29 protein-coding genes and 5 pseudogenes are annotated in these 20,784 nt (G+C 52.5%); 20 read left to right on the top strand and 14 right to left on the bottom strand.

Annotation, left to right across the window (positions count from 1 at the left end; translation table 11 throughout):
• Positions 1-60: 60 nt before the first annotated feature.
• The 4 genes and pseudogenes from ACD630_RS23490 to ACD630_RS23475 all read right to left on the bottom strand — a co-directional run.
• Complete coding sequence (locus tag ACD630_RS23490; protein ID WP_430360833.1) at positions 61-357, bottom strand: hypothetical protein; 297 nt, start codon at positions 355-357, stop codon at positions 61-63.
• Positions 358-398: 41 nt separating this feature from the next.
• Positions 399-1,061: pseudogene (pmrB, locus tag ACD630_RS23485) on the bottom strand (two-component system sensor histidine kinase PmrB); the annotation flags it as partial.
• Positions 1,062-1,078: 17 nt separating this feature from the next.
• Positions 1,079-1,747 carry a two-component system response regulator PmrA gene (gene pmrA / locus ACD630_RS23480; protein ID WP_430360832.1) on the bottom strand — a complete coding sequence of 223 codons (669 nt, stop codon included), beginning with the start codon at positions 1,745-1,747 and terminating at the stop codon, positions 1,079-1,081.
• A pseudogene (locus tag ACD630_RS23475) lies at positions 1,744-2,442 on the bottom strand (sulfatase-like hydrolase/transferase); the annotation flags it as partial. The gene pmrA and the pseudogene ACD630_RS23475, both read right to left, overlap by 4 nt.
• A gap of 106 nt (positions 2,443-2,548) precedes the next feature.
• On the opposite strand from ACD630_RS23475, the pseudogene ACD630_RS23470 reads away from it, so the two are divergent.
• Positions 2,549-3,590: pseudogene (locus ACD630_RS23470) on the top strand (IS256 family transposase); the annotation flags it as partial.
• Here the strand turns inward: ACD630_RS23470 and ACD630_RS23465 are convergent.
• Complete coding sequence (locus ACD630_RS23465; protein WP_430360831.1) at positions 3,581-4,045, bottom strand: IS630 transposase-related protein; 465 nt, start codon at positions 4,043-4,045, stop codon at positions 3,581-3,583. The pseudogene ACD630_RS23470 and the gene ACD630_RS23465 overlap by 10 nt on opposite strands.
• Positions 4,046-4,079: 34 nt before the next feature.
• On the opposite strand from ACD630_RS23465, the pseudogene ACD630_RS23460 reads away from it, so the two are divergent.
• Together ACD630_RS23460 and ppiA are read left to right on the top strand one after the other, a co-directional pair.
• Positions 4,080-4,244 (top strand): annotated as a pseudogene (locus tag ACD630_RS23460) (ABC transporter ATP-binding protein); the annotation flags it as partial.
• 215 nt (positions 4,245-4,459) lie between these two features.
• Positions 4,460-5,050 (top strand): peptidylprolyl isomerase A, encoded by a 591-nt coding sequence (gene ppiA, locus ACD630_RS23455; protein ID WP_430360830.1) that lies wholly within the window; start codon positions 4,460-4,462, stop codon positions 5,048-5,050.
• A 118-nt stretch (positions 5,051-5,168) separates the two neighbouring features.
• Here the strand turns inward: ppiA and ACD630_RS23450 are convergent, their stop codons facing one another.
• Together ACD630_RS23450 and ACD630_RS23445 are read right to left on the bottom strand one after the other, a co-directional pair.
• Positions 5,169-6,176, bottom strand: coding sequence for a phage integrase (locus ACD630_RS23450; protein WP_430360829.1), 1,008 nt, complete (start codon positions 6,174-6,176; stop codon positions 5,169-5,171).
• A gap of 66 nt (positions 6,177-6,242) precedes the next feature.
• Positions 6,243-6,545, bottom strand: coding sequence for a helix-turn-helix transcriptional regulator (locus tag ACD630_RS23445; RefSeq protein ID WP_430360828.1), 303 nt, complete (start codon positions 6,543-6,545; stop codon positions 6,243-6,245).
• A 92-nt stretch (positions 6,546-6,637) separates the two neighbouring features.
• Here ACD630_RS23445 and ACD630_RS23440 point away from each other — a divergent pair, with 92 nt between their 5' ends.
• From ACD630_RS23440 to ACD630_RS23430, 3 genes are read left to right on the top strand one after another with little or no spacing between them, the layout of a single operon-like run.
• A complete protein-coding gene (locus ACD630_RS23440) occupies positions 6,638-6,976 on the top strand; it encodes a hypothetical protein (protein ID WP_430360825.1) in 339 nt (112 codons plus the stop codon).
• Complete coding sequence (locus ACD630_RS23435) at positions 6,973-7,152, top strand: hypothetical protein (RefSeq protein ID WP_430360824.1); 180 nt, start codon at positions 6,973-6,975, stop codon at positions 7,150-7,152. Before ACD630_RS23440 ends, ACD630_RS23435 begins: the two co-directional genes overlap by 4 nt.
• A gap of 33 nt (positions 7,153-7,185) precedes the next feature.
• Entirely contained in the window at positions 7,186-7,422 is a 237-nt protein-coding gene (locus ACD630_RS23430) for a hypothetical protein (RefSeq protein WP_430360827.1), read from the top strand.
• A 53-nt stretch (positions 7,423-7,475) separates the two neighbouring features.
• On the opposite strand, the gene ACD630_RS23425 is transcribed toward ACD630_RS23430, so the two are convergent.
• Positions 7,476-7,742 carry a helix-turn-helix domain-containing protein gene (locus ACD630_RS23425; protein ID WP_430360826.1) on the bottom strand — a complete coding sequence of 89 codons (267 nt, stop codon included), beginning with the start codon at positions 7,740-7,742 and terminating at the stop codon, positions 7,476-7,478.
• Between the two features lie 131 nt (positions 7,743-7,873).
• On the opposite strand from ACD630_RS23425, the gene ACD630_RS23420 reads away from it, so the two are divergent.
• The 3 genes from ACD630_RS23420 to ACD630_RS23410 are packed head-to-tail and all read left to right on the top strand — an operon-like array spanning position 7,874 to position 8,658.
• The gene (locus tag ACD630_RS23420) at positions 7,874-8,212 is read left to right on the top strand and encodes a hypothetical protein (RefSeq protein WP_430360825.1); all 339 of its coding nucleotides are present in this window, start codon (positions 7,874-7,876) and stop codon (positions 8,210-8,212) included.
• Positions 8,209-8,388: a hypothetical protein gene (locus ACD630_RS23415; RefSeq protein WP_430360824.1), complete on the top strand. Its 180-nt coding sequence runs from the start codon at positions 8,209-8,211 to the stop codon at positions 8,386-8,388. The genes ACD630_RS23420 and ACD630_RS23415 overlap by 4 nt, the downstream gene beginning before the upstream one ends.
• 12 nt (positions 8,389-8,400) lie before the next feature.
• Positions 8,401-8,658: a hypothetical protein gene (locus ACD630_RS23410; RefSeq protein ID WP_430360823.1), complete on the top strand. Its 258-nt coding sequence runs from the start codon at positions 8,401-8,403 to the stop codon at positions 8,656-8,658.
• 182 nt (positions 8,659-8,840) lie between these two features.
• Here the strand turns inward: ACD630_RS23410 and ACD630_RS23405 are convergent, their stop codons facing one another.
• Complete coding sequence (locus ACD630_RS23405) at positions 8,841-9,089, bottom strand: hypothetical protein (RefSeq protein WP_430360822.1); 249 nt, start codon at positions 9,087-9,089, stop codon at positions 8,841-8,843.
• A gap of 144 nt (positions 9,090-9,233) precedes the next feature.
• Between ACD630_RS23405 and ACD630_RS23400 the strand changes: the two genes are divergently transcribed.
• From ACD630_RS23400 to ACD630_RS23355, 10 genes are all read left to right on the top strand, one after another.
• Positions 9,234-9,428, top strand: a complete 195-nt coding sequence (locus ACD630_RS23400) for a hypothetical protein (RefSeq protein WP_430360821.1) — start codon at positions 9,234-9,236, stop codon at positions 9,426-9,428.
• Between the two features lie 17 nt (positions 9,429-9,445).
• A complete protein-coding gene (locus ACD630_RS23395; RefSeq protein ID WP_430360820.1) occupies positions 9,446-9,838 on the top strand; it encodes a DUF5347 family protein in 393 nt (130 codons plus the stop codon).
• 67 nt (positions 9,839-9,905) lie between these two features.
• Entirely contained in the window at positions 9,906-10,139 is a 234-nt protein-coding gene (locus tag ACD630_RS23390) for a DUF2732 family protein (RefSeq protein ID WP_430360819.1), read from the top strand.
• Complete coding sequence (locus ACD630_RS23385; RefSeq protein ID WP_430360818.1) at positions 10,139-10,366, top strand: TraR/DksA C4-type zinc finger protein; 228 nt, start codon at positions 10,139-10,141, stop codon at positions 10,364-10,366. Before ACD630_RS23390 ends, ACD630_RS23385 begins: the two co-directional genes overlap by 1 nt.
• Positions 10,363-11,208, top strand: a complete 846-nt coding sequence (locus ACD630_RS23380; RefSeq protein ID WP_430360817.1) for a DNA adenine methylase — start codon at positions 10,363-10,365, stop codon at positions 11,206-11,208. The genes ACD630_RS23385 and ACD630_RS23380 overlap by 4 nt, the downstream gene beginning before the upstream one ends.
• A complete protein-coding gene (locus tag ACD630_RS23375) occupies positions 11,205-12,032 on the top strand; it encodes a DNA cytosine methyltransferase (protein WP_430360816.1) in 828 nt (275 codons plus the stop codon). Before ACD630_RS23380 ends, ACD630_RS23375 begins: the two co-directional genes overlap by 4 nt.
• Positions 12,033-12,296: 264 nt before the next feature.
• Positions 12,297-12,857, top strand: coding sequence for a hypothetical protein (locus ACD630_RS23370; RefSeq protein ID WP_430360815.1), 561 nt, complete (start codon positions 12,297-12,299; stop codon positions 12,855-12,857).
• A complete protein-coding gene (locus tag ACD630_RS23365) occupies positions 12,838-13,683 on the top strand; it encodes a hypothetical protein (protein WP_430360814.1) in 846 nt (281 codons plus the stop codon). Before ACD630_RS23370 ends, ACD630_RS23365 begins: the two co-directional genes overlap by 20 nt.
• Positions 13,664-15,643, top strand: a complete 1,980-nt coding sequence (locus tag ACD630_RS23360; RefSeq protein ID WP_430360813.1) for a replication endonuclease — start codon at positions 13,664-13,666, stop codon at positions 15,641-15,643. Before ACD630_RS23365 ends, ACD630_RS23360 begins: the two co-directional genes overlap by 20 nt.
• 27 nt (positions 15,644-15,670) lie before the next feature.
• The gene (locus ACD630_RS23355) at positions 15,671-16,189 is read left to right on the top strand and encodes a hypothetical protein (protein ID WP_430360812.1); all 519 of its coding nucleotides are present in this window, start codon (positions 15,671-15,673) and stop codon (positions 16,187-16,189) included.
• A 144-nt stretch (positions 16,190-16,333) separates the two neighbouring features.
• Here the strand turns inward: ACD630_RS23355 and ACD630_RS23350 are convergent, their stop codons facing one another.
• The 3 genes and pseudogenes from ACD630_RS23350 to ACD630_RS23340 all read right to left on the bottom strand — a co-directional run.
• Positions 16,334-16,657: a hypothetical protein gene (locus ACD630_RS23350; RefSeq protein ID WP_430360811.1), complete on the bottom strand. Its 324-nt coding sequence runs from the start codon at positions 16,655-16,657 to the stop codon at positions 16,334-16,336.
• 6 nt (positions 16,658-16,663) lie between these two features.
• Positions 16,664-17,128: a hypothetical protein gene (locus ACD630_RS23345; RefSeq protein ID WP_430360810.1), complete on the bottom strand. Its 465-nt coding sequence runs from the start codon at positions 17,126-17,128 to the stop codon at positions 16,664-16,666.
• A gap of 124 nt (positions 17,129-17,252) precedes the next feature.
• Positions 17,253-17,357 (bottom strand): annotated as a pseudogene (locus ACD630_RS23340) (DUF4760 domain-containing protein); the annotation flags it as partial.
• A gap of 275 nt (positions 17,358-17,632) precedes the next feature.
• Here ACD630_RS23340 and ACD630_RS23335 point away from each other — a divergent pair.
• Positions 17,633-17,797 carry a hypothetical protein gene (locus ACD630_RS23335; RefSeq protein WP_430360809.1) on the top strand — a complete coding sequence of 55 codons (165 nt, stop codon included), beginning with the start codon at positions 17,633-17,635 and terminating at the stop codon, positions 17,795-17,797.
• 46 nt (positions 17,798-17,843) lie between these two features.
• Here the strand turns inward: ACD630_RS23335 and ACD630_RS23330 are convergent, their stop codons facing one another.
• Positions 17,844-18,911, bottom strand: coding sequence for a phage portal protein (locus ACD630_RS23330; RefSeq protein WP_430360808.1), 1,068 nt, complete (start codon positions 18,909-18,911; stop codon positions 17,844-17,846).
• Positions 18,911-20,638: a terminase large subunit domain-containing protein gene (locus ACD630_RS23325; RefSeq protein ID WP_430360807.1), complete on the bottom strand. Its 1,728-nt coding sequence runs from the start codon at positions 20,636-20,638 to the stop codon at positions 18,911-18,913. Before ACD630_RS23325 ends, ACD630_RS23330 begins: the two co-directional genes overlap by 1 nt.
• Positions 20,639-20,784: the final 146 nt, after the last annotated feature.

The following is a 20,784-nucleotide window of genomic DNA, read 5'->3' as shown; positions in this document are numbered from 1 at the left end:
TTAGCTGTATTTTTTGCCACATATCAGGGCATTGGCTGTAATCATTTTTAAGTCGGTTGGCTATAAATGAGACCAGTCGTGAACGACGAGAGCGTATGGATGCGGGCTAAGTGCAACCTGCCGGAGAGCCAGCGAAATAATCGGTTCATTGAGCTGACTGAAGCTAATACGTTCATTATTAAAAAAACGCCAACCGGCCTGAGTAGTGGCGAATGTCGTTTTCTGCGCGCAGGCAAGGTCTTTAACGGCTGACGCCAATGGTGCCGGGGGAGTCATGTGTTGCTTAACCAGACGCTGATAACGCCGGTTAAGGCGGGCATCAATCCCGCCGATGGATAAGTTGAGATCATGCAGCAACGTAATAGCAGATATTGCAAAAGATGTGTAGATACCTATGCATCCTGTATGGGGACAATCACATCCTGAGCCAGCGAAACCTGTTGGTAGTGGCCGGAGGAAAACGCCACAGCGGCGCGCGCCAACTGAAGCAGTTGTTCAACGGTTCGTGTCATGGTATCGACGCGTGCAATCAGCGGTTGGCAATCGATCCCGTGACGCTGCTGCTGGAGTTCCAGGTGCAGCCGTATTCCCGCCAGCGGGGTACGTAATTCATGCGCGACGTCAGCGGTAAATTGGCGCTCTCGTTCCAGTGTTTCATTCAGGTGCACAAAGAGTTGGTTCATGGAGCGTGTCACGGCGGCAATCTCTTCCACCTGCTGATAATCGGCGAGCGGTTCTAGGTTTTCCGCACTGCGGTTGCCTAATTCCACAGCGAGGTGCGACAGTGGCCGCGTAATCCAGTTCACGGCCTGAATAGAAAGAAACAGGGAAGCCAGTACCATTACCAGACTGGGTATGCTGAGTGAGGCGATCGATTCGCGTATTTCCTTGGCGATATGCTCGTTGCGCACGTGTTCGCTCAGCGTTTTATCCACCAGAAACTCGATCTGCTCCTTACTTTCATGCCATAGCTAGGCGACACTGATGAGCTGACACGTCAGCAAAATACATCCCAGCGCGATTATAAGCCGCCAGCGCATGCTGGCCACAGGGGGAGACATCGAGCTGAAAATGCATTTCATGATTCATCCTCGGTGGTGAACAGGTAACCGAAGCCACGCAAGGTACGAATGCGCGCTTTGCCGATTTTTTGTCGTAAATGATGAACGTGAACTTCTAGTGAGTTTGAGGCGAGATCGTCATTCCAACTGTAAATATCCTGATGCAGCAGTTCACGGTGAACGGGCTGCCCGGCTTTTAATACCAGCCTTGCGAGAATCGCAAACTCTTTGGGCGTCAGAATAACCGATTCGTGCTTCAGGCTCACCTGTTGAGTCGTGAGGTCAAGACAGAGATCGCCTACCACAACCAAATTGTCGCTTGCGCCTTGGTGACGGCGGATCAGGGCTCTGACGCGTGCCAGCAGCTCCGTCAGCGCAAACGGCTTAACCAGATAGTCATCGGCTCCGGAATCCAGCCCGCTGACGCGATCGTCGACGGTATCGCCGGCGGTCAGGATTAATACGGGCATATGCTGGTGCTGTTTGCGCCAACGAGCCAGCAGTTGCAAGCCATCGCCATCCGGTAGCCCGAGAGCCAGAACTACCAGACTGTATGGTGCGCTGTTTAACAGCGCATCCGCCTGCTTGGTTCCGCCCGCGCAGTCGCAGGCGTACCCTTCCTGGCTGAGCGCCAGTAACAGTCCCTCTTGCAGTAAGGCATCATCTTCTACAATCAACAATCTCACGCAGTTTTATCCCGACATCCCTTGAGGATATCCCATTCAGGCTGATATTCGTTGGTAGTCACATTAAGCATTCTCAGTATGGTGTGAAACAGATTGTCTTGCGAATAACTTTGCGTTTGCGCGCGTTGTCGCAAACATGTCTCCTGCACGGCAAATTGTTGCTGGTAGTCGTGCGATAACCACATCAACATCGGAATATGCGTTTGTTGTGACGGGGCTACGGCATAGGGCATGCTGTGTAAATAAACACCGTCTTCCCCCAATGATTCTCCATGGTCGGAGAGATAAACCAATGCGGTATTGAACTTATCCTGACGGTTTTTCAGCAGTTCGATAACGTGGTTTAACCTGTTATAGCCAAGCGATATTATTTTGATAACAATTAGCTGTATTTTTTTGCCACATATCAGGGTATTGGATGTAATTATTTTTAAGTCGTTGGCTATATCCAGGTAAAGCAGCGTGTTGTCATAGGTGTTGGTTAACGCCTCTCGGGAACAGTTCTGAATCTGGTTAGTGTCGCAGGTCGGTGTAAAGTGTTTGAACGCCTCGGGATAGCGTTTGTAATAGGCCGGCCCGTGGCTGCCAATCGTGTGCAGCACAATAATGGCATCGCTGTTCAGCTGATTGATATGCTCTTCCATGCCAGTGAACAGCGCCTCATCGTAGCATTCTCCACTGCTGCATAAGCCCGGTGCTGCGATGCTGGGAATATAGCTAACCGACTTAAAAATGATTACATCCAATACCCTGATATGTGGCAAAAAAATACAGCTAATTGTTATCAAAATAATGTCGCTTGGCTATAACACGCGCAATGGCTACTCCACAAAGACTGTTACCACCGGCGATGGTCCGCTGGAACTGCGTACACCACGTGATCGTGATGGTTCCTTTGAACCGCAGCTGGTGAAGAAGAACCAGACCTAGCTCACCGGGATGGATAACCAGATTTTATCGTTGTATGCCAAAGGGATGACCACCCGCGAAATTGCCGCTGCGTTCAAAGAACTGTATGACGCGGATGTCTCACCCGCCCTAGTATCGAAGGTCACCGATGCCGTTATGGAGCAGGTTGTTGAATGGCAAAATCGCCCCCTGGATGCGGTTTATCCCATTGTTTACCTTGACTGTATCGTTCTGAAAGTCCGGCAGGACAGCCGCGTTATCAATAAGTCTGTGTTCCTGGCGCTGGGTATCAATATCGAAGGCCAGAAAGAGCTACTGGGGATGTGGCTGGCCGAAAATGAAGGCGCAAAGTTCTGGCTGAACGTGCTGACAGAACTGAAAAACCGTGGCCTGACCGACATCCTCATTGCCTGTGTGGACGGCCTGAAAGGGTTCCCGGATGCCATCAACACGGTCTACCCGGAAGCCCGCATCCAGTTGTGCATCGTGCACATGGTGCGCAACAGTCTGCGCTTCGTTGCCTGGAAGGACTATAAGGCGGTAACACGCGACCTCAAAGCAGTGGTATCAGGCTCCAACCGAAGAGGCCGCGCTTCAGGCGCTGGAGACGTTCGGTGGGACATGGGATCACCGCTATCCGCAGATAAGCCGGAGCTGGCAGTTAAACTGGGCCAACCTGTCGACATTCTTCTCGTACCCGCAGGAACTTCGCAAGGTAATCTACACGACGAACGCTATAGAATCACTGAACAGCGTGCTCCGGCATGCAATCAAGAAACGCAAGGTGTTCCCGACTGATGACTCGGTGAAGAAGGTCGTATGGCTGGCAATCCAGGCGGCATCACAGAAATGGACGATGCCCTTACAGGACTGGCGTATGGCAATGAGTCGCTTTATTATCGAGTTCGGTGACCGCCTTGACGGTCACTTCTGAGGAAAGGCATTTACACAAAATCTTAAACAGGCTCTGAGTCCTTGGGGTATCGTGTGGAAAACCACTTTCATCAATAGAAACAATAGGTTTTCTTTCTTTTTCATACTGTTGTATTTTTTGTTGAAATGCTTGCTGGGCGCTTTCGGATGACGTAGAGTTTTTTTATAGGTCAATCCCAGCTTTTTAAGAGCTTGCCAAATGGCCTTCTGACAAACGCCAAAACGCTCTGCACGTTCTTTTTGGTAAGCATCTGGATATGGTTCAACATCTTTTATCAACTCGGATTTATCGCTCTTTCGCTGACGCGTGGTCGATGCTTTTGACGCTATTTGATTAATCCAACGCGACACAGAGGCAGGGCCAATCCGAAATTGCTTCGCTGTTTCTCGGATACTCAACCCTTCTTCTTCCCGTGTAGATATCACTTTACGTCTAAAATCAATTGAATAGCTCATTTAAATAATGTAATCAAAATTAAGTTGTTTAGCTATATGCCACCGCGTGGCGGTGATGCAGTACTGCCGTATTCTGGAAACGCTGGAGACTGCGGAACTGACGCGTTCGACGGAGAAAACGGCCTACACCACAATGCTGGTGGATGCCAGCCGACAATACAGCCGCGATTTGGCCGTGCGTTCGGAGCGAATGGGGTAATAGTTCGGGTAAAAGCCGCGTTATGTGCTAACAAGACGGGTTATTTACCCGTCTTTTTTTACGATCGTCGCCGATACCGCACTGGTATGCTATACCTAATGGCCGTAACGTTGTGGCCTACCCTTAAGTAAAAAAAGTAAAAGGGTAGCGTTAAGGAGTGTGGGTATTTACAATCGTTACGCTTTCTTGTAGCCCCCGATCAAAAAGGAATTCTCATGTTCAAACGTACTCTTGTTGCTGCGGCAGCCTTGGTTTCACTGACAATGTTTTCATCTTCGGTCATGGTGTCGTCGGCGATCGCAGTCCCTGCCGCCGCCACGAGCGTCTTGCTAACCACGTCTGAAGGCAACATCGAGTTAGCGCTGGATAACCAGAAAGCGCCTGTGTCAGTGAGAAACTTCGTCGAGTACGTTAATAGTGGCTTCTACAATGGCACCACCTTTCACCGCGTGATCCCTGGTTTTATGGTGCAGGGTGGCGGTTTTGTGGATGAAATGAAGCAAAAAGCCACTAACCCACCGATCAAAAATGAAGCGGACAACGGTTTACGCAACGTGCGTGGTACCATCGCAATGGCGCGCACCGCTGAAAAAGACAGCGCCACCAGTCAGTTCTTTATTAATGTCGCGGATAACGCTTTCCTCGATCACGGTCAGCGTGATTTTGGCTATGCGGTATTTGGCAAAGTGGTAAAAGGGATGGATGTCGCCGACAAAATCTCTCAGGTGCAAACCACTAACGTTGGGCCCTATCAGAATGTGCCAAGCAAACCGATTGTGATTAAATCGGCCAAAATACTGCCGTAAGCGTGGTCGAGAATTTCTGGAATTGCCATCAAGGCCACATTATGTGACTTTTTCATGCCTTGTGTTACAAGGGATTAAGCCTTTTTTCAATGACTTAATCCCCGTTGTCGTCTCCTGATTAACCGTAAGAACTCATAGATGTGGATGGAATGTGGATGTCCCCCTTCAGTGGATTAAAGGTTATCGCATCCTGTAAATAATCAGGAGCAAGATGTGCGTAGGTCATAGTTTGCTGGATTGAAGCGTGGCCCATAATTTTTTGCAGCGTCAGAATATTTCCTCCGTTCATAATGAAATGTGCAGCAAAGGTATGACGCAGCACATGCACTGACTGTCCTTTAGGTAGATCGGGCTTTACACTGCGTAAAATTTTTCGGTATTTTCCATAATCTACATAAAAGAGTTTTCCTGAGCTTTTTGTCTTTATTGCTTTTACTGCCTGTTCAGAAATGGGGACGGTGCGAATCTTGCCATTTTTGGTTTCAGTGAAAGTAACTCGATTATGCAGTACATGCTCGGCCTTAAGACACACAGCTTCTCCCCATCTTGCCCCAGTACTTAGGCATAGAATGGTAATTCTATGAGCATCACCATCTGTTGCATTTAACAATTGGGCAATTTCCTCACATGTAAGATAAGTCATCTCAGGTGTTTTTCCCTTTAGGGATGATAACGCTCTGATGGGATTATCTCCGTGGTATTCCCCAGAGGTAGTTAGCACTCGAAACATGCTACTAAGTAAGGCCTCGTCCCGATTAACGGTTGATGCTTTTACGCCGTCATGCAGCCGCTTGGAGCGCCATTCTTGCATGAATCTCGGGTTTAAGCGTCCAGTATTTAGATCGCCTATAGTTTTTATGATTCTGCATAGTGCAACTTTTCGTTTTTCTCCGTATTTCAGGTTTCGGCCTTCAAGTTGCCACCATATTTCCATTAGGGCTGATAATTTCCGCTGATCGACTGGTTTTTCAAGCCACTCTTTATCATGCATGTTGCCAAGCACATAACGCTCATAGGCAACTGCATCTGCTTTTTTCTTGAATATCTTCTGGATCCGGCGGCCATCCCGACCACGGGGTCTTACGTCTACTTTGTATCGTCCACCATCGAGCGTTTTAATCGTCATGATTACGCCCTCCGGTCATTACTTCTAAGTGTTTGCCTGTCTGACAAACATAAGTTTCATAAATGCTTAACCAACATTCCTTCTTGAGAGGGCTGACTCCACACTGTCTTGCCCATAGTGTGCGAGAACCGGAGCGATTTGTCCGGAATCGGGCGCTATCTTTCCGGTGATAAACCAGAGTGTATATTTCTCAAATAATGGATGGCTCAATATTTTTGTTATAACCAAAGTGTTAGGTATGGTTTTTCCTTCCTCGTATCGCCATAGAGCATCTCTGTTTATGCCTAGCATTTTAGCCACTTCCGGTAGGCTTTTCTGTCGTTCACTCTCTCTCATAATCTTTAATTTCTCTCCAATACTCATACTCATGTTGCAATTCTCCTACCTATGATTTATTGTGTATACAGCGGTGGGCTTTGGGTGACATCTGTATGAAACACCCCAACTTGGGAGATTACCATATGACAGACGATGAATTGAGGACTTTGTTTAAGCTACCTGACCCTATCACGACGGATGAATTTGTCCGTCGCACGGGAAAGTCAGAGCCAAGTGTGCGCAAGTTGATTGAGCGCCGCTTGCTACCTCTTGCGACAGAACGTGAAATCATGGGAGAGGGTGGTAGCTCATACAGGTTATTTATTCTTTGGAATGAATGGCTTGAGATGGTTTACGAAATGACAGAGCAACTTCCTCCAGAGCGCTACGATTGGAAGCGTACCTGGTACAAGCGCGTCAAAAAGCTCCGCGAAGATTTGGGTGTGCCGTATCGCCTGGGCGAAAAGGACGCAGCCGCATGAAAGACATCATTTTCATTTGTGGCATCTTGAGCTTTCCCTGCGTCGTGCTCTACATACTCCATGTGCTCTTCAGCAGGCTGATGAAGCTTATCCAGCAAAAACGCGCCGACGACATGCGCAAAGCCTATCTGGCCCGCAAGGCAGCCGTTGAACGCCAGACACACCAACGTTTGTAGGGGGAAAAGACCATGCAGCCGACCTACGCCACATTGATAAATGAACTCGTGCAGGAGTACCGCACCAAGCTGGCCAACCTCCGCTACGCGACGGCTATTGCGCCCGAACTGCGCCAGTGGTTAACCAACGACTACGCCTACCGGCTGAGTATTGATCTGGAGGACGCATTGGACGATGCCTATGCCGCTGGAGATATCGCCAGTGCCAGACAGATTGATAGCGTTATCCGGCGATTTTACACCGATCAGGAGGCAGCCAGTGCAGCATAAAAAACGCCAATACTGTGCAAGACTCTTTCGAGGCGAACTCAGGGCCGGAATGCTTAACCAACATTCCTTCTTGAGAGGGCTGATTCCACACTGTCTTGCCCAAAGTGTGCGAGAGCAGGAGCGATTTGTCCGGTGTCAGGAGCAATTTTGCCGATGGTAAACCATAATGCATATTTTTCAAAACGTGGATGATTAAGCATTGATGTAACAACATCAATGTTTGGCACGGCTTTGCCATTTTCATAGCGCCATAGTGCATCACTTTTGAGACCCCATTCTTTGGATGCTTCCGAGCGGCTCATTCTTTCGCTCTCCCTCATGAGTTTTATGCGCTCAGATGTCGTAAAATTAAGGGCCATATTTACATCTCCAGAAAAATATCTTAAAGTTAAGATGTGAGTTGGTTGTGGGGGAGATTTTTCGTAAATCCCTCAACTTGGGAGATTAGCATATGACAGACGATGAATTGAGGACTTTGTTTAAGCTACCTGACCCTATCACGACGGATGAATTTGTCCGTCGCACGGGGAAGTCAGAACCAAGTGTGCGCAAGTTGATTGAGCGCCGCTTGCTACCTCTTGCGACAGAACGTGAAATCATGGGAGAGGGTGGTAGCTCATACAGGTTATTTATTCTTTGGAATGAATGGCTTGAGATGGTTTACGAAATGACAGAGCAACTTCCTCCAGAGCGCTACGATTGGAAGCGTACCTGGTACAAGCGCGTCAAAAAGCTCCGCGAAGATTTGGGTGTGCCGTATCGCCTGGGCGAAAAGGACGCAGCCGCATGAAAGACATCATTTTCATTTGTGGCATCTTGAGCTTTCCCTGCGTCGTGCTCTACATACTCCATGTGCTCTTCAGCAGGCTGATGAAGCTTATCCAGCAAAAACGCGCCGACGACATGCGCAAAGCCTATCTGGCCCGCAAGGCAGCCGTTGAACGCCAGACACACCAACGTTTGTAAGGGGAAAAGACCATGCAGCCGGCCTACGCCACATTGATAAACGAACTCGTGCAGGAGTACCGCACCAAGCTGGCCAACCTCCGCTACGCGACGGCTATTGCGCCCGAACTGCGCCAGTGGTTAACCAACGACTACGCCTACCGGCTGAGTATTGATCTGGAGGACGCATTGGACGATGCCTATGCCGCTGGAGATATCGTCAGTGCCAGACAGATTGATAGCGTTATCCGGCAATTTTACACCGATCAGGAGGCAGCCAGTGCAGCATAAAAACACCAATACTGTGCAAGACCCTTTCGAGGCGAACTCATGGCCGGGCCATGTTGTTACCCGCACAAAGTTCACGCGAGGCGGCGGCATTGTTAGTTGCGAGTGCTGGGATGGGGACAATGTCAGCAGCACTTTTGATGCGGGTCATCATGCCGCCGGGATTATTAAAAGTCTGGGATGCCTTAATGACGACCTGCTTTGTCAGGAAATTCATGCTCATGCTCGGCGACATAAACAGCGGCTTGAAGATCAGCGATGAGCTTTTTTATCTGAGGAATAGTCAGGGCTGTCAATATTTCATCGGCAGGCGGTAACGGGTTTTCACTGGCTTTATAAGAAAAGCGCAGCGCATAAGACTGACCGATGTATTTGGCATCCGCCTCAAAGACAACAAATGACTCAGCAAAACTGAATTTATCTTCGATGTTCATGTGGGTTATCTCTTTTTTTTGTGGGTGAGGATCATGCCCGGGTTCGGCCAGGGAACTGGTGGGCATGACGAAAGTACCACAAAACCACGTGCCGGGCCTGGTGAAACATCCTGGCATCCCTACAGTAAAGGACGGAGGTTATTGATGATGAAACTGCAAGACCCATGCTGGATAGATTACCTGCTACCAGTACTGCCGCTGCTTATTGCACTCCCGCTATACCTCTGCGGGAAAATGATTGATATCAGGGAAAAAAGACAGAACAAAAATAACCCGCTTCGTGCGCGCTACGCGAAAAAATATCAGGCAAGGCATGCACGAAAACACCACGTGAAATAACAGAAAGGTCACGCACGATGGCTATCGATAATTTCGATATGACGGTCAACTTTAACGCCGGTCAGCGCCTGTGCGGTCTGAATAAAATCGCTGAAATTCGCGCCGGAATGCGGGAAATAAACAAAAGAGTACAACAGCAGGATAAAAAAAATCGCCCTGTGCCACACGCGATTATGGATAAGGAACTGGCCCGCTTTCTTGCTGACATGCGAAATAAACATGACAAAAAATACGAACAGAATAATCGGGCACTTTCCGCGCTGTTTTATCTCGCGGGAATAAAAACGGCCCGGCATGGTGTTGACGTAGTGGAAATGACCGACCAGGAAAAAAGGGCGCTGATTATTGCCATGAACCATTTTCGGGTGATGGTGAGCTTATTTCCTGAACGACTGACCTTGCCGGTTTAATTCACGACAGAAATCAATGGCGTAAACCCGCCGGGCGGTTTATTGCCCGAAATCAGGAGAGATGACAATGCGAAAGACTGAAACCCGTACCCCCAGAGCCTTCCTGGACGCCACCGGCGTTAACCTGCTGTTGAACGAGGCCCGGATGGATGAACGCCGGGGGTGTGCCGACGTGTTCGCCGCTCGCCTGGAAAGGCTGGCTCTGCATATCACCGGTAACAGACTGGGCAGTATTGATGCTGCCGAACTGCTGCGAGATGTCGCACAGCGCATCCAGAACGACGCGCAGGAGAGCTGCTGATGCCCGATGCAATGGATGTTATCCAGTGGCACGAGGAAGAAGCGCGTCAGCGCCATATTTGCCGCGCGTTATCCAGACCCAGTGCGGTTTCGCGGGTGCGCTGTGTCCGGTGTGATACACGCATCCCGCCAGCCCGCCGCCGTGCGGTTCAGGGTGTGCAGTACTGCGTGACCTGCCAGGAAACCATTGAGCGTAAACACAGACACGACAGCAGGAGGAAAGCATGAAACCGATCCTGAAATGGGCAGGCGGAAAGTCTCGTCTGATGCCACGCTTAAGGCCTTTGCTGCCAACGGCGGATTGTCTGGTTGAGCCGTTTGTGGGTGGCGCATCGGTCTTTCTCAATACCGATCACCGCCGCTATGTGCTGGCCGATATCAATCCCGACCTGATTAACTTCTACCAGGCGGTGATGGATGCACCTGAAAGCGTTATACGGGCCGCGCTCCCCCTGTTCAGACACAACAATAACCACGAAGACTATTACCGCCTGCGTGCCGACTTCAACCAGTGGCGAGTGTTCGTGGGGATTGAGCGTGCTGCCGTGTTCCTGTACCTGAATCGCCATGGCTACAACGCCCTGTGCCGCTACAACCTGCGTGGCAAATTTAATGTCCCGTATGGTCGTTACAAAAAACCGTATTTCCCTGAAACGGAAATCCACCTGTTCGCCGAAAAGGCGCGCGATACCCATACCCGGTTTGTCTGCCTGCCCTTTGAGGAAACATTGGCGTTTCATGTAGATGAACACTGCGTTGTTTATGCCGATCCGCCTTATTTCCCGCATGAGGACAGAACCGGCTTCACAGGATATTACATCACGCCGTTTCGGGACGACGCGCATCAGGCACTGGCCGATGCCCTGATGGAAGCCAACCGGCGGCACGGTGTGCCCGTTGTGCTCTCCGGCAGCGATACCCCCAGGACCCATGCCGCCTATCGGGGCTTTACGTTTCACTACACGCACGCCCATTACAGCATTGCAGCCAGGGCAGCCAGTCGAGGTAACGCAAATGAAGTGATTGCCACGCTGTCCGCTGCCAGTGCCTACAGACAGGAGGCGGTATGAGCCGGGGTGCCTGGTACAACGAGATTGCCCCCTTCGCCGCACAGTGGCTGAGAAACCTGATTGCCGCCGGGCATATTGCGCCCGGCGATGTTGATGAACGCTCAATTGAGGAGGTGAACCCCGATGACTTGCGAGACTACACCCAGTGCCATTTTTTCGCCGGTATCGGCGTCTGGTCGTATGCCCTGCGAAAAGCAGGATGGCCCGATGACAAACCCGTGTGGACGGGCAGTTGCCCCTGCCAGCCTTTCAGTGCGGCAGGCAAGGGCGGCGGGTTTGATGACAAGCGGCACCTCTGGCCCGCTTTTCACTGGCTCATCAGCCAGTGCCGCCCTGAGTACGTTTTTGGTGAGCAGGTTGCAAGCAGCCATGCAAACCTCTGGTTCGACCTTGTACAGGCTGACCTGGAAGCCCTGGACTACGCCTTCGGGTGTGTGCCGTTTCCGTCTGCGGGCGTCGGTGCCCCGCATATTCGCGACCGGGCGTACTGGGTGGCCTACGCCGACCACACGGGACGGGAAGGATGGCAAGGAATGCCCGAATGTGCCGCTCAATGCATTGCTGGGGCGCGTGGTGTGGCTGACGGGCTGGACACAAATGACGCAGCCTGTCCGACTCACGGCTTCTGGCGAGAGGCTGACTGGCTGCGGTGCCGGGATGAAAAGTGGCGGCCAGTTGAACCCGGCACATTCCCGCTGGTTGATGGGGCTGCCGCCAGAGTGGGACGCCTGCGCGCCTATGGCAATGCCCTCAACGCGCAGGCGGCCACCCTGTTTATCCGTGCCTTTGGCGTAAAACGCTCAGGAATAGTGCTGTGTGAGTAGAGGGTTCGCAACGTCTGGCTAATCCGTGTTGTGTATTCGTTTGTGGGGATGATAGCTGATGATGGTCACGTTTGAGGCTAACGGCAGGAAAATCATGGTGGACAGTGATGCTATCGCTCATGCCTTTCCCTCGATAGTCAGTGAGGGAGAGTGCTTCATTACATTAAAAAATGGCCGACAGTTTCGAGCCAGAAATGTCAGTGAGCAGGATGTTGAGGGCGATCACGGTCTGTGGGTCGCTATGAGAAAGCAGATGTGAGGTTGATGAACGTGAAAAAGCCCTTGTTTTTGTCCGCCCGCCGGCGCTATGCTAGCCCGGCATCGACAGAATTCGATGTCGGGTTTAGCAGCCCGGATACCAAAGCGGACAGCCGCTCTTTCTCTTTGCGGTTTTTTTGCGTCCGTCAATACCACAGTTGCGCCCAGATTATGGTGGGGCGTAACGGGGGAGCGCGTGCGCTCGCCGGGTTCTTTGGTACCGGTCTGCTAACCCTGTTACGTCTCACCGCCCTGTTTAGCAGCGGGGTGGTGAGGTTGAAAAACCTTACCAAAGAGGCCGCCGCTATGGTTGCTACCCCTCCCCCCGCTTTACCTGAAACCCTGTCCCTTGACTGTTACCGCAAGCTGCACCGCGCGCGTGAAACCGCCCGCTGGCTCTCTCTCGATCTGCATACCCGCCCCCCTAATGAACTGACTCAATATTACCTGCCGTTTGTTTTTTCCTGGCTGGCCGATGACCTTGGCGCCATTCATCAAGAGCTGAGCGCGCGTGGCCTGTTTGCGGCCTTCCAGTCACCGCAGGAGGATGGCGATGACCATCAGTGATCCTGCTGCTATCACGTCTACCCCCGCGCCACGCGCGGGGGCCTACCCGTGGAACGACAAGCCCTTACTGCCGATTGATCGCGGTATCCCGACCTATGAGGAGATGCGCCGCGCCGCACGCCGTCAGGAAGACTATCTCCAGGCGAAAAAGCAGGTCGATAGCCAGTTGGAAAGCGTCAGCGCCAGCCTTTACTGGCGCTTTGACCAGCGCGAAAAACAAAAGCGGCTACGGCTGCCTGACGGTCTTTTGATAGGAGAGAGATTGATGAACGTGAAAAAGCCCTTGTTTTTGTCCGCCCGCCGGCGCTATGCTAGCCCGGCATCGACAGAATTCGATGTCGGGTTTAGCAGCCCGGATCTCCAGGCGGACAGCCGCTCTTTCTCTTTGCGGTTTTTTTGCGTCCGTCAATACCACAGTTGCGCCCAGATTATGGTGGGGCGTAACGGGGGAGCGCATGCGCTCGCCGGGTTCTTGGAGACCGGTCTGCTAACCCTGTTACGTCTCACCGCCCTGTTTAGCAGCGGGGGTGTGAGGTTGCAAAACCTTCTCCAGGAGGCCGCTACTATGGCTACTACCCCTACCCCCATTTTACCTGAAACCCTGTCCCTTGACTGTTACCGCAAGCTGCACCGCGCGCGTGAAACCGCCCGCTGGCTCTCTCTCGATCTGCATACCCGCCCCCCTAATGAACTGACTCAATATTACCTGCCGTTTGTTTTTTCCTGGCTGGCCGATGACCTTGGCGCCATTCATCAAGAGCTGAGCGCGCGTGGCCTGTTTGCGGCCTTCCAGTCACCGCAGGAGGATGGCGATGACCATCAGTGATCCTGCTGCTATCACGTCTACCCCCGCGCCACGCGCGGGGGCCTACCCGTGGAACGACAAGCCCTTACTGCCGATTGAACGCGGTATCCCGACCTATGAGGAGATGCGCCGCGCCGCACGCCGTCAGGAAGACTATCTTCAGGCGAAAAAGCAGGTCGATAGCCAGTTGGAAAGCGTCAGCGCCAGCCTTTACTGGCGCTTTGACCAGCGCGAAAAACAAAAGGGCATTGACAGTGCCCGCCGCTGGTTAACCGAGTCCGTGGTTAAGGTGATGTTGCCGCGCATTGCGCGTGTGAACGCCAGCTACCGCCTGGCGGAGATAGCCGATGACGATTTCTGTGCGCTGTTTGGCAAACGCGCAACCCAATCTCCCCAACATAATGGCGTGGTGGCGTTTTTGCGCCTGCGTACCCGGCGTAACCGCCTGCCCGACCTGGACAGCCAGGCGCTCAAATCCCTGGCTGACGACGTGGCCCATGTTGCCGCCACCGAACTGGCACGCCTGACCCACACGCAGGGAGATAACAGCGAGTGGCGTATCGTCCATGACCATTACCACCATCTGGCCCGTATCACCCGCTTGCTGGGTGCACCGCCGCCGCTCTGGGACAAGCTGGAAAAATGTTTCGTTCCCTTTGATGCCCAACCCGCCATCCGGCGAATGAGTGATGCGCGGTGGTGGCTGAACAGCCTGCGTCGTACCGCCAAACGCTGGTGTGAACATCTGGCCATCGCCATGGGGTATGTCCATAAGCATGCCTCCCCGAACGTCAGCACAACCGCCTTGCGTGACTGGCACGAGCAGCGGCGGCGCGCCAACGAGTGGCGCAAAAGCATGGATCTGGAAGATGAGGAGGGCAACCGCATCAACCTGATGGACGGCTATGCTGCCAGTCAGGCCAATCCCGCCATCCGGCGTACTGAACTGATGGTACGCATTCGGGGGTATGAGGATATCGCCAATGCTCAGGGTTATGTTGGCGAATTTGTCACCATTACCGCGCCCTCAAGCCATCACGCCACGCGGGAAAATGGACGGGTTAACCGTAAATGGAACGGGGCCAGCCCGGCAGACACTCAACGTTACCTCAATGGTGTCTGGGCCTGCGCCCGCGCCAAATGCCATCGTCAGGGTTTACGCTTTTTCGGTATGCGCTCTGCCGAGCCACACCATGACGGTACGCCGCATGCCCATTTACTGATATTTGCCCGCCCGGAAGAGATGGGCTGCATCCGTGAGATCCTGCGCGAGTATGCCATGGCGGCAGACAGCGACGAATTACGCAGTGCCGTCGCGGCAAACGCCCGGTTTGACGCAAAAGCTATCGATCCAGAAAAAGGCAGCGCCACCGGTTATGTCGCGAAATACATTTCGAAAAATATTGATGGCTATGCCCTGGACGGTGAAACCGATGACGAAAGCGGCAAGCCGTTAAAGGATCACGCGCAACACGCTACCGCCTGGTCTTCGCTCTGGGGCATTCGCCAGTTTCAGTTTATCGGCAGTGTTCCGGTAACGGTGTGGCGGGAGTTGCGACGGCTGAATGACAGTGAAACCGCCCGCGGCCTGAGTGTGGAGTTTGCCGCCTGTCACGAGGCGGCCAATGCGCCGGACTGGGCGGGGTATGTCAATGCCCAGGGCGGGCCAGTGGTCAAACGTGATGCGTTGGCGGTGCGCACCTGGTATCAGCCGACAGAGATACTGAATCAGTACGGTGAGGAGGTGCTGAATATCCGTGGGCTGTTTGACACAGTGGTGGGCGAGGATTCACCGATCCTGACCCGGTTGAAGCAGTGGAAGATTGTACCGAAGTTGGCCGTTGATGTGAGCAACGCGGACGCGTTGCCTCGGAGTTCTGTCACTAACTGTACGGGGGATCTGGGGCCGCCGACATCCGATTGGCGCAAACCCGCCTCTTTACCGACTTCTGGTCTATCCCTAGGGGAGCAAAGTAATTGACGCGAGATATAGCCAACCGACTTAAAAATGATTACAGCCAATGCCCTGATATGTGGCAAAAAAATACAGCTAATTGTTATCAAAATAATGTCGCTTGACTATATCGATATTGCCAGCGAAGCGAGGCGTTGTTCCGTGAACGCGCGATTGCTGAAGCAAGACGGCGTTACCGTCCGATGCCGATCACTGGCCGCTGCTACAGTTGTGAAGAGAAAACGCCCGGTAATTTTTGCTGTCCGGAATGCCGGTATGATTGGGAGAAGCACCAGTATGCCGGGCGGCAGCGCGGGGACAAGTCCGATAAGGTATCTAAGGTTAGTTATTCTTAAGCCTTTTAATAAGTTCCGCGTGTTTTTCCTGTGTACGCTTCATCGCCTCTTCAAAAGAGATCGCTTTTTTCTCTGGGAGAGTCGTGGTATTCAGCGTTTTTCCAAGGTGGCTAATTTGCTGTCTCCGTTGGTGTTCGCACATGTTGTTTTCCTTCTCTTTGTGTATTTTGTTGCCCAGAAAGACAAGAAATCATACATAAAAAGCACTTTGGCATGATTTTTGCTGAAAGTGACAACAAAGTCAGAAAAGGAAATTGAGTATAACGATATCAATAAAAACAGGTCTTATGTCTGCTTTGGTGCGCGAGCCTTAAAATAGCAATTTTGCAACGCCTACTATAAGGCCCCCTATCGCAATCATCTATCCAGCGAACCACATTAATAACTTGTTTGCTGATGTGGTAATGTCACTTTTCAATGCCATTCGCCCATTAATATCTGCAATTGTCTGGAGTGATTTCGCCACGTCCACCTTGATAGCAGAAACATCATTAGACAGACCGCGGACATCTGTTTTTAGATCAGAAACATCGCGTTTGATGTATTCAACATCACTTTCAAGTTTAGCTACACGAGTCTCTAACATATCATCCCCTCCGCCACCATCGCTACTTTTCAGGCGTTCCTGGTATAGTTTGTGCGCCACCGAAAAACTAGCCAGTTGTGAAACATTCGCATCCATCATTAGATCCTATGCACTATTTTCATTTTTGTTCAGTTTATCAAGCCAGTCCAGCACAGGGTGAATAGCAAAATGGCTGGTGAAACCACAGTTTTTGCAGATAAGGCGATATTGATAGTTAAGCACCGAATCATGAGGGGTGCCGTTGGCATTCAGGGTGATGTAATCCACATAGACAGGTGGATGGCTATCTGTTGATGCGCCTTCAACCCCAGCAGCGATTCGTCCGATCTGAGGTATACTCATCTCTGAACAATGACAGATTGGGCAACGTAACTCAGAAATGCCTCTTTCTGATAAAAAACAGGAAAACAGGTCAGGCGAAATTTTTTCCAGCCTTGAGCGCGTGGAGGGGTGCCCGCCTTCGCCGTCTCCCTGAAGCGTATTGGTTGGCATCAATACCTCGTAAAAATAAAAAAACCTGCGGCTCACTTTATACTGTTTGGCCTGCGCCCGGCAATAGCGATACTTCAAGCGTCGCGCCCGATTGTTTTGGCGGCACGATTTTTTTTACTGCAATTTTTCCCTTTCCGCCCAGTTCGGGCGCGGTCTGGGCTGATGCCGGTTTCGTACCTGCACAAAAATGATGACTTTCAGGTTATTTATTTTTCTTTAGCGGTCTGGCTTTCCAGCGCCTGACCAGCCATTCGAATTCCTGATAAGTGGTGTCCGATTTGATGTATTCCCTGATGACTTTTATCACTTACTGATATGTGAAAACGGACGCCCTTAAAACGATGATGATAACCTGCCTTAAAGAGGCGCGCCTCCCACATTCACGGGCATTTTTTCACTGCACAATAGTGCACAATTTTGCACAATTTTTTTGATGTGATTTTTACCCTTTCCGCCCAGTGCGGGCGCGGGCTGGACTGGGATCGGCCTCTGCACAAAAAACGAAGCGGATGTCGCGCGCAGGTGACGGGGGAGCAGCCCCCGCGAAGGGGGGTAGGCAGGGTGTCGGCTTGATGCATCAACATGCCGCCTGATTTCCGCCGTTCGGTGTGGGCGTCATGCATTTGGCAAGGCCGTGCGCAGACGCACGCCATCGCCTCACTGCGTGGCGCTAAAGCGCGTTGGGGTAGGGGTATTCTGTCGGTGAAATACGGGGACTTCAGCGGGAGGGGGTGCGTGGTGGTGTGAATACGTTTGAAGGAAAAACCGCCGCAAAGCGCGGCGGTGAAGTGGGTTACGCTTCGGCTTTCAGCAAGGCGTAAGGGTTGAAGCGGATCACGTCCATACCCAGCCAGTCATTCACATGCTTCAGCGCTTCCATGACCGGCATCAGTTCGTTGATGGCAAACACCCGTGCCGCTTTCTCAACGTCACCGAATGAGCCGTTGCCCTCCGGCATGGCCCCCATCAGTTGCGGCGGCACACGGTGCGCGGCAAGGATATCGTCACGGGTAACAGACTTGATATTCAGGAATTCATCCTTGGCCGATATCTGACTGAACGGGATGATTTGTACCCCCTTCTCGCCCCCGCCTGGCGCGTGCAATAACAGGTTTTTAAAAGCCCCTTTGCCGCGCGCGTTGGTCAGCGTCTTTTTCACGTTCTCCATGCTCTTGTCATCAACCTGTGATGCACCGATGTAGATGATGCACCCGGCGTGCGATCCGTTGTCGTAGTAGAGTTTGCGGAACATGTCGGCGGAGTGTGACAGGCTGGCCGACAGCATGGCCCCGATGTACTCCGGCATGCCGTAGATTTCCTGATGAATATCCGGGTTGATCACATGGCACACGCTGCCGGTATCAAACGGATGTTCGTCTTTCCACTGGCGGATAAACCAATAGGTTTCCAGGTCGCTACCACGCCGCGTGTACTTGGCCGGAACATGGCGCAATGACAGCACACCGCCGAGCCGGTTTATTCTGCGCTCCAGGTAGCCATTACCAAACACGAACCAGTCGAGCACAAAGGCAGAGAACGCCTGCCGTGATAACAACGGGTGCGGAATAAAACACCCGGTCAGCGCATTGCGTTTGAAATAGAGTGCTGACTGGTGCCATGACGCGCTACCGAAGGAACGCGCCAGCCCATACCAGTCAATCGGTGTCTCGTAGTAGCGCCCGTTATCGGCGCAATACATGTTATCCAGCAGATCATAACTGTCACGCACCGGATAAGGGCCATCGAACGTGAACGCGCTTAAACCGGGTTCGGTTTTCAGTGCGGTAGCCACATCCGGTTGCGTGGCTGTGTGGGAAGTGACGGTGCTGGCCACCCGTGTGTAGCGCTGTTTCTTGCCCATCAGAACTCCATGGCAAAACCGCCGCCGCCGAATTCCTGGCCGAGCGGTTCATTGATGATTGATAGCATGGTTGACCAGGCCAGATCGCCGTGATTTGAACCGCGCGTGCGGTCAGAGTCATAGGTAATGATGCCGCCGGGGGTGGTTATGCGGCGCACGGTGTTAAAGGCTTTGACAAGCGCCTGTTCGCTACGATCATACTCCCACCGTCCCGCGCGGATCACCTGCAACATCTTCAACACCAACGCGCGTTTGGACGACACCGACATCAGGTAACACACCGCCGCCGGAAAGCGTTTTTTCACCAACTGATAAACGGCTTCCCCTATGCCAGTGCCGTCAATCGCGATGTGCTGTACGTTGTATCTGAAGGTCAATGCTTCTATCACTCTGGCCTGTTCTTCAAACTCAAGCCCGCGTATCTGCTGGGTTTCGATGGTACGGAATTTTCCCCCGGCCACCAGGGGTGGCACGGTCACGGTAATGCCGCCGCTGTCACCGTTGCCGCTGCCGCCGTTGGCATCGTAACCAATCCACACCCCGCGATCAGCCATGGGGCGAGACGCAAATGGCTTCCAGTCCGGCCACTCGTCGTAGCCGTCGGCGCCGCAACTGAACAGCAGGTTAAGGTTAAAGGCGCTTTCCCCGTCCCGTACGAACTCACAGCAATACAGATTCTGGTATTCGTCCGGGCTGTTCTCATCCTTGATTTCGTCAGGGTCGGTGTATTCCCAGCCGTGATCGATAGCGTCTTGCAAGGTGACTATCTGACGCCAGGTTTTATCCGGGCACAGCAAGCCGCTGTTAAGCGTTTTCCATGACACATCAAAATCCATCTTCTGCGCCTTGCTGCGCTTTTCATTCCAGCGCGCGCCGGTCCAGAACGGGTAGGCTTCATGGGTTTCACTGGAGGGCGTCGAGAAATAGGTACGGGTCAGCCCTTTCAGGGTGGCCATGGCCCCGGCGACCTTGCGCAGGTTGGCAAAGTGGCTTGTCCAGAAGAATTCATCAAAGAACAGGTTGCCGGTATAGGACTGCGCGGTAGCGGCAGAGGTGCCGAGAAAATGCAACTGAGCGCCATTGCTCAACACAATTTTATCGCCGCCTTTTAATTCAACATCGACCTCTTGCGCCACCTGCTGAATAAAGCCCCGGAACTGGTGCGCCTGGCGGCGCGACGCCGACAAAAAGATTTGATGGCGCTGATAGCCCTGTTTCACATCATCACGCAGTGCTTGCAACAGGGCTTCACGGGCGAAATACCAGGTGGCGCCAATCTGGCGCGATTTCAGGATCATCCGGTTACGGCGTGCCCGCTCTGCGTACCATCCCGTTTGATGCCAGGCCAGAGAGCCCAATATCTTTTCACGTAATGCGGCGATCTGCGCTTCTGAAAAATGGTTCCTGGCCTTGCGCTGGCGCGGTTTCTTGCCGCCTGCGGCTTCCGCGGGCTGTACAGCGCTGAGCTTTTTCAACTGCCTTGTGAGCAGGTCAATTTCCTTAAAATCCCCACCGGTTTTTGCCTGCTTGTCTGTAAGCTGGATAAGGCGTGCGTCAACGGACTGCCGCACGCGCTGAACGGGGGGGGTTTCATCCCATTGGTCGCGCTTCCTCCAGGCATACAGCGTGTTCTGATTGATACCCATCCGGCGCGAGATTTCCGCCGGTGGGTACCCCTGCCAGTAAAGTTGTTTTGCTTTTAGCCTTACAAAAGTGTCCTGGATCATGCGCCTTCCCCCTTTGCCGGGAAGATTACCGCGCGCGCGAACCGTCCTTCGCCCCCTTTTTGTTCTGCGCGCGCGCTGACAACAAAACCGCGTTGAGGCCGCCCGTGACGCTCTGCCATCATGAGGCCACTGACACCACATGACAG

This window comes from Symbiopectobacterium sp. RP (genome assembly GCF_050472005.1).
Taxonomy (GTDB): Bacteria; Pseudomonadota; Gammaproteobacteria; order Enterobacterales; family Enterobacteriaceae; genus Symbiopectobacterium.
Note: the sequence above shows the minus strand (reverse complement) of the source record. Positions and strands in the feature narration are given on the sequence as shown.

Excerpts from the sequence above, each read along its gene's own strand:
- ACD630_RS23330 (WP_430360808.1), bottom strand. The coding sequence starts at position 18,911 with ATGGGCAAGAAACAGCGCTACACACGGGTGGCCAGCACCGTCACTTCC.
- ACD630_RS23410 (WP_430360823.1), top strand. The coding sequence starts at position 8,401 with ATGCAGCCGGCCTACGCCACATTGATAAACGAACTCGTGCAGGAGTAC.
- ACD630_RS23370 (WP_430360815.1), top strand. The coding sequence starts at position 12,297 with ATGAACGTGAAAAAGCCCTTGTTTTTGTCCGCCCGCCGGCGCTATGCT.
- ACD630_RS23445 (WP_430360828.1), bottom strand. The coding sequence starts at position 6,545 with ATGAGTATGAGTATTGGAGAGAAATTAAAGATTATGAGAGAGAGTGAA.
- ACD630_RS23360 (WP_430360813.1), top strand. The coding sequence starts at position 13,664 with ATGGCGATGACCATCAGTGATCCTGCTGCTATCACGTCTACCCCCGCG.
- ppiA (WP_430360830.1), top strand. The coding sequence starts at position 4,460 with ATGTTCAAACGTACTCTTGTTGCTGCGGCAGCCTTGGTTTCACTGACA.
- ACD630_RS23415 (WP_430360824.1), top strand. The coding sequence starts at position 8,209 with ATGAAAGACATCATTTTCATTTGTGGCATCTTGAGCTTTCCCTGCGTC.
- ACD630_RS23440 (WP_430360825.1), top strand. The coding sequence starts at position 6,638 with ATGACAGACGATGAATTGAGGACTTTGTTTAAGCTACCTGACCCTATC.
- ACD630_RS23325 (WP_430360807.1), bottom strand. The coding sequence starts at position 20,638 with ATGATCCAGGACACTTTTGTAAGGCTAAAAGCAAAACAACTTTACTGG.
- ACD630_RS23385 (WP_430360818.1), top strand. The coding sequence starts at position 10,139 with ATGCCCGATGCAATGGATGTTATCCAGTGGCACGAGGAAGAAGCGCGT.
- ACD630_RS23380 (WP_430360817.1), top strand. The coding sequence starts at position 10,363 with ATGAAACCGATCCTGAAATGGGCAGGCGGAAAGTCTCGTCTGATGCCA.
- ACD630_RS23355 (WP_430360812.1), top strand. The coding sequence starts at position 15,671 with ATGATTACAGCCAATGCCCTGATATGTGGCAAAAAAATACAGCTAATT.
- ACD630_RS23365 (WP_430360814.1), top strand. The coding sequence starts at position 12,838 with ATGGCGATGACCATCAGTGATCCTGCTGCTATCACGTCTACCCCCGCG.
- ACD630_RS23390 (WP_430360819.1), top strand. The coding sequence starts at position 9,906 with ATGCGAAAGACTGAAACCCGTACCCCCAGAGCCTTCCTGGACGCCACC.
- ACD630_RS23395 (WP_430360820.1), top strand. The coding sequence starts at position 9,446 with ATGGCTATCGATAATTTCGATATGACGGTCAACTTTAACGCCGGTCAG.
- ACD630_RS23350 (WP_430360811.1), bottom strand. The coding sequence starts at position 16,657 with ATGATGGATGCGAATGTTTCACAACTGGCTAGTTTTTCGGTGGCGCAC.
- ACD630_RS23405 (WP_430360822.1), bottom strand. The coding sequence starts at position 9,089 with ATGAACATCGAAGATAAATTCAGTTTTGCTGAGTCATTTGTTGTCTTT.
- ACD630_RS23465 (WP_430360831.1), bottom strand. The coding sequence starts at position 4,045 with ATGAGCTATTCAATTGATTTTAGACGTAAAGTGATATCTACACGGGAA.
- ACD630_RS23335 (WP_430360809.1), top strand. The coding sequence starts at position 17,633 with ATGCCGCCTGATTTCCGCCGTTCGGTGTGGGCGTCATGCATTTGGCAA.
- ACD630_RS23375 (WP_430360816.1), top strand. The coding sequence starts at position 11,205 with ATGAGCCGGGGTGCCTGGTACAACGAGATTGCCCCCTTCGCCGCACAG.
- ACD630_RS23435 (WP_430360824.1), top strand. The coding sequence starts at position 6,973 with ATGAAAGACATCATTTTCATTTGTGGCATCTTGAGCTTTCCCTGCGTC.
- ACD630_RS23450 (WP_430360829.1), bottom strand. The coding sequence starts at position 6,176 with ATGACGATTAAAACGCTCGATGGTGGACGATACAAAGTAGACGTAAGA.
- ACD630_RS23400 (WP_430360821.1), top strand. The coding sequence starts at position 9,234 with ATGATGAAACTGCAAGACCCATGCTGGATAGATTACCTGCTACCAGTA.
- ACD630_RS23420 (WP_430360825.1), top strand. The coding sequence starts at position 7,874 with ATGACAGACGATGAATTGAGGACTTTGTTTAAGCTACCTGACCCTATC.
- ACD630_RS23425 (WP_430360826.1), bottom strand. The coding sequence starts at position 7,742 with ATGAGGGAGAGCGAAAGAATGAGCCGCTCGGAAGCATCCAAAGAATGG.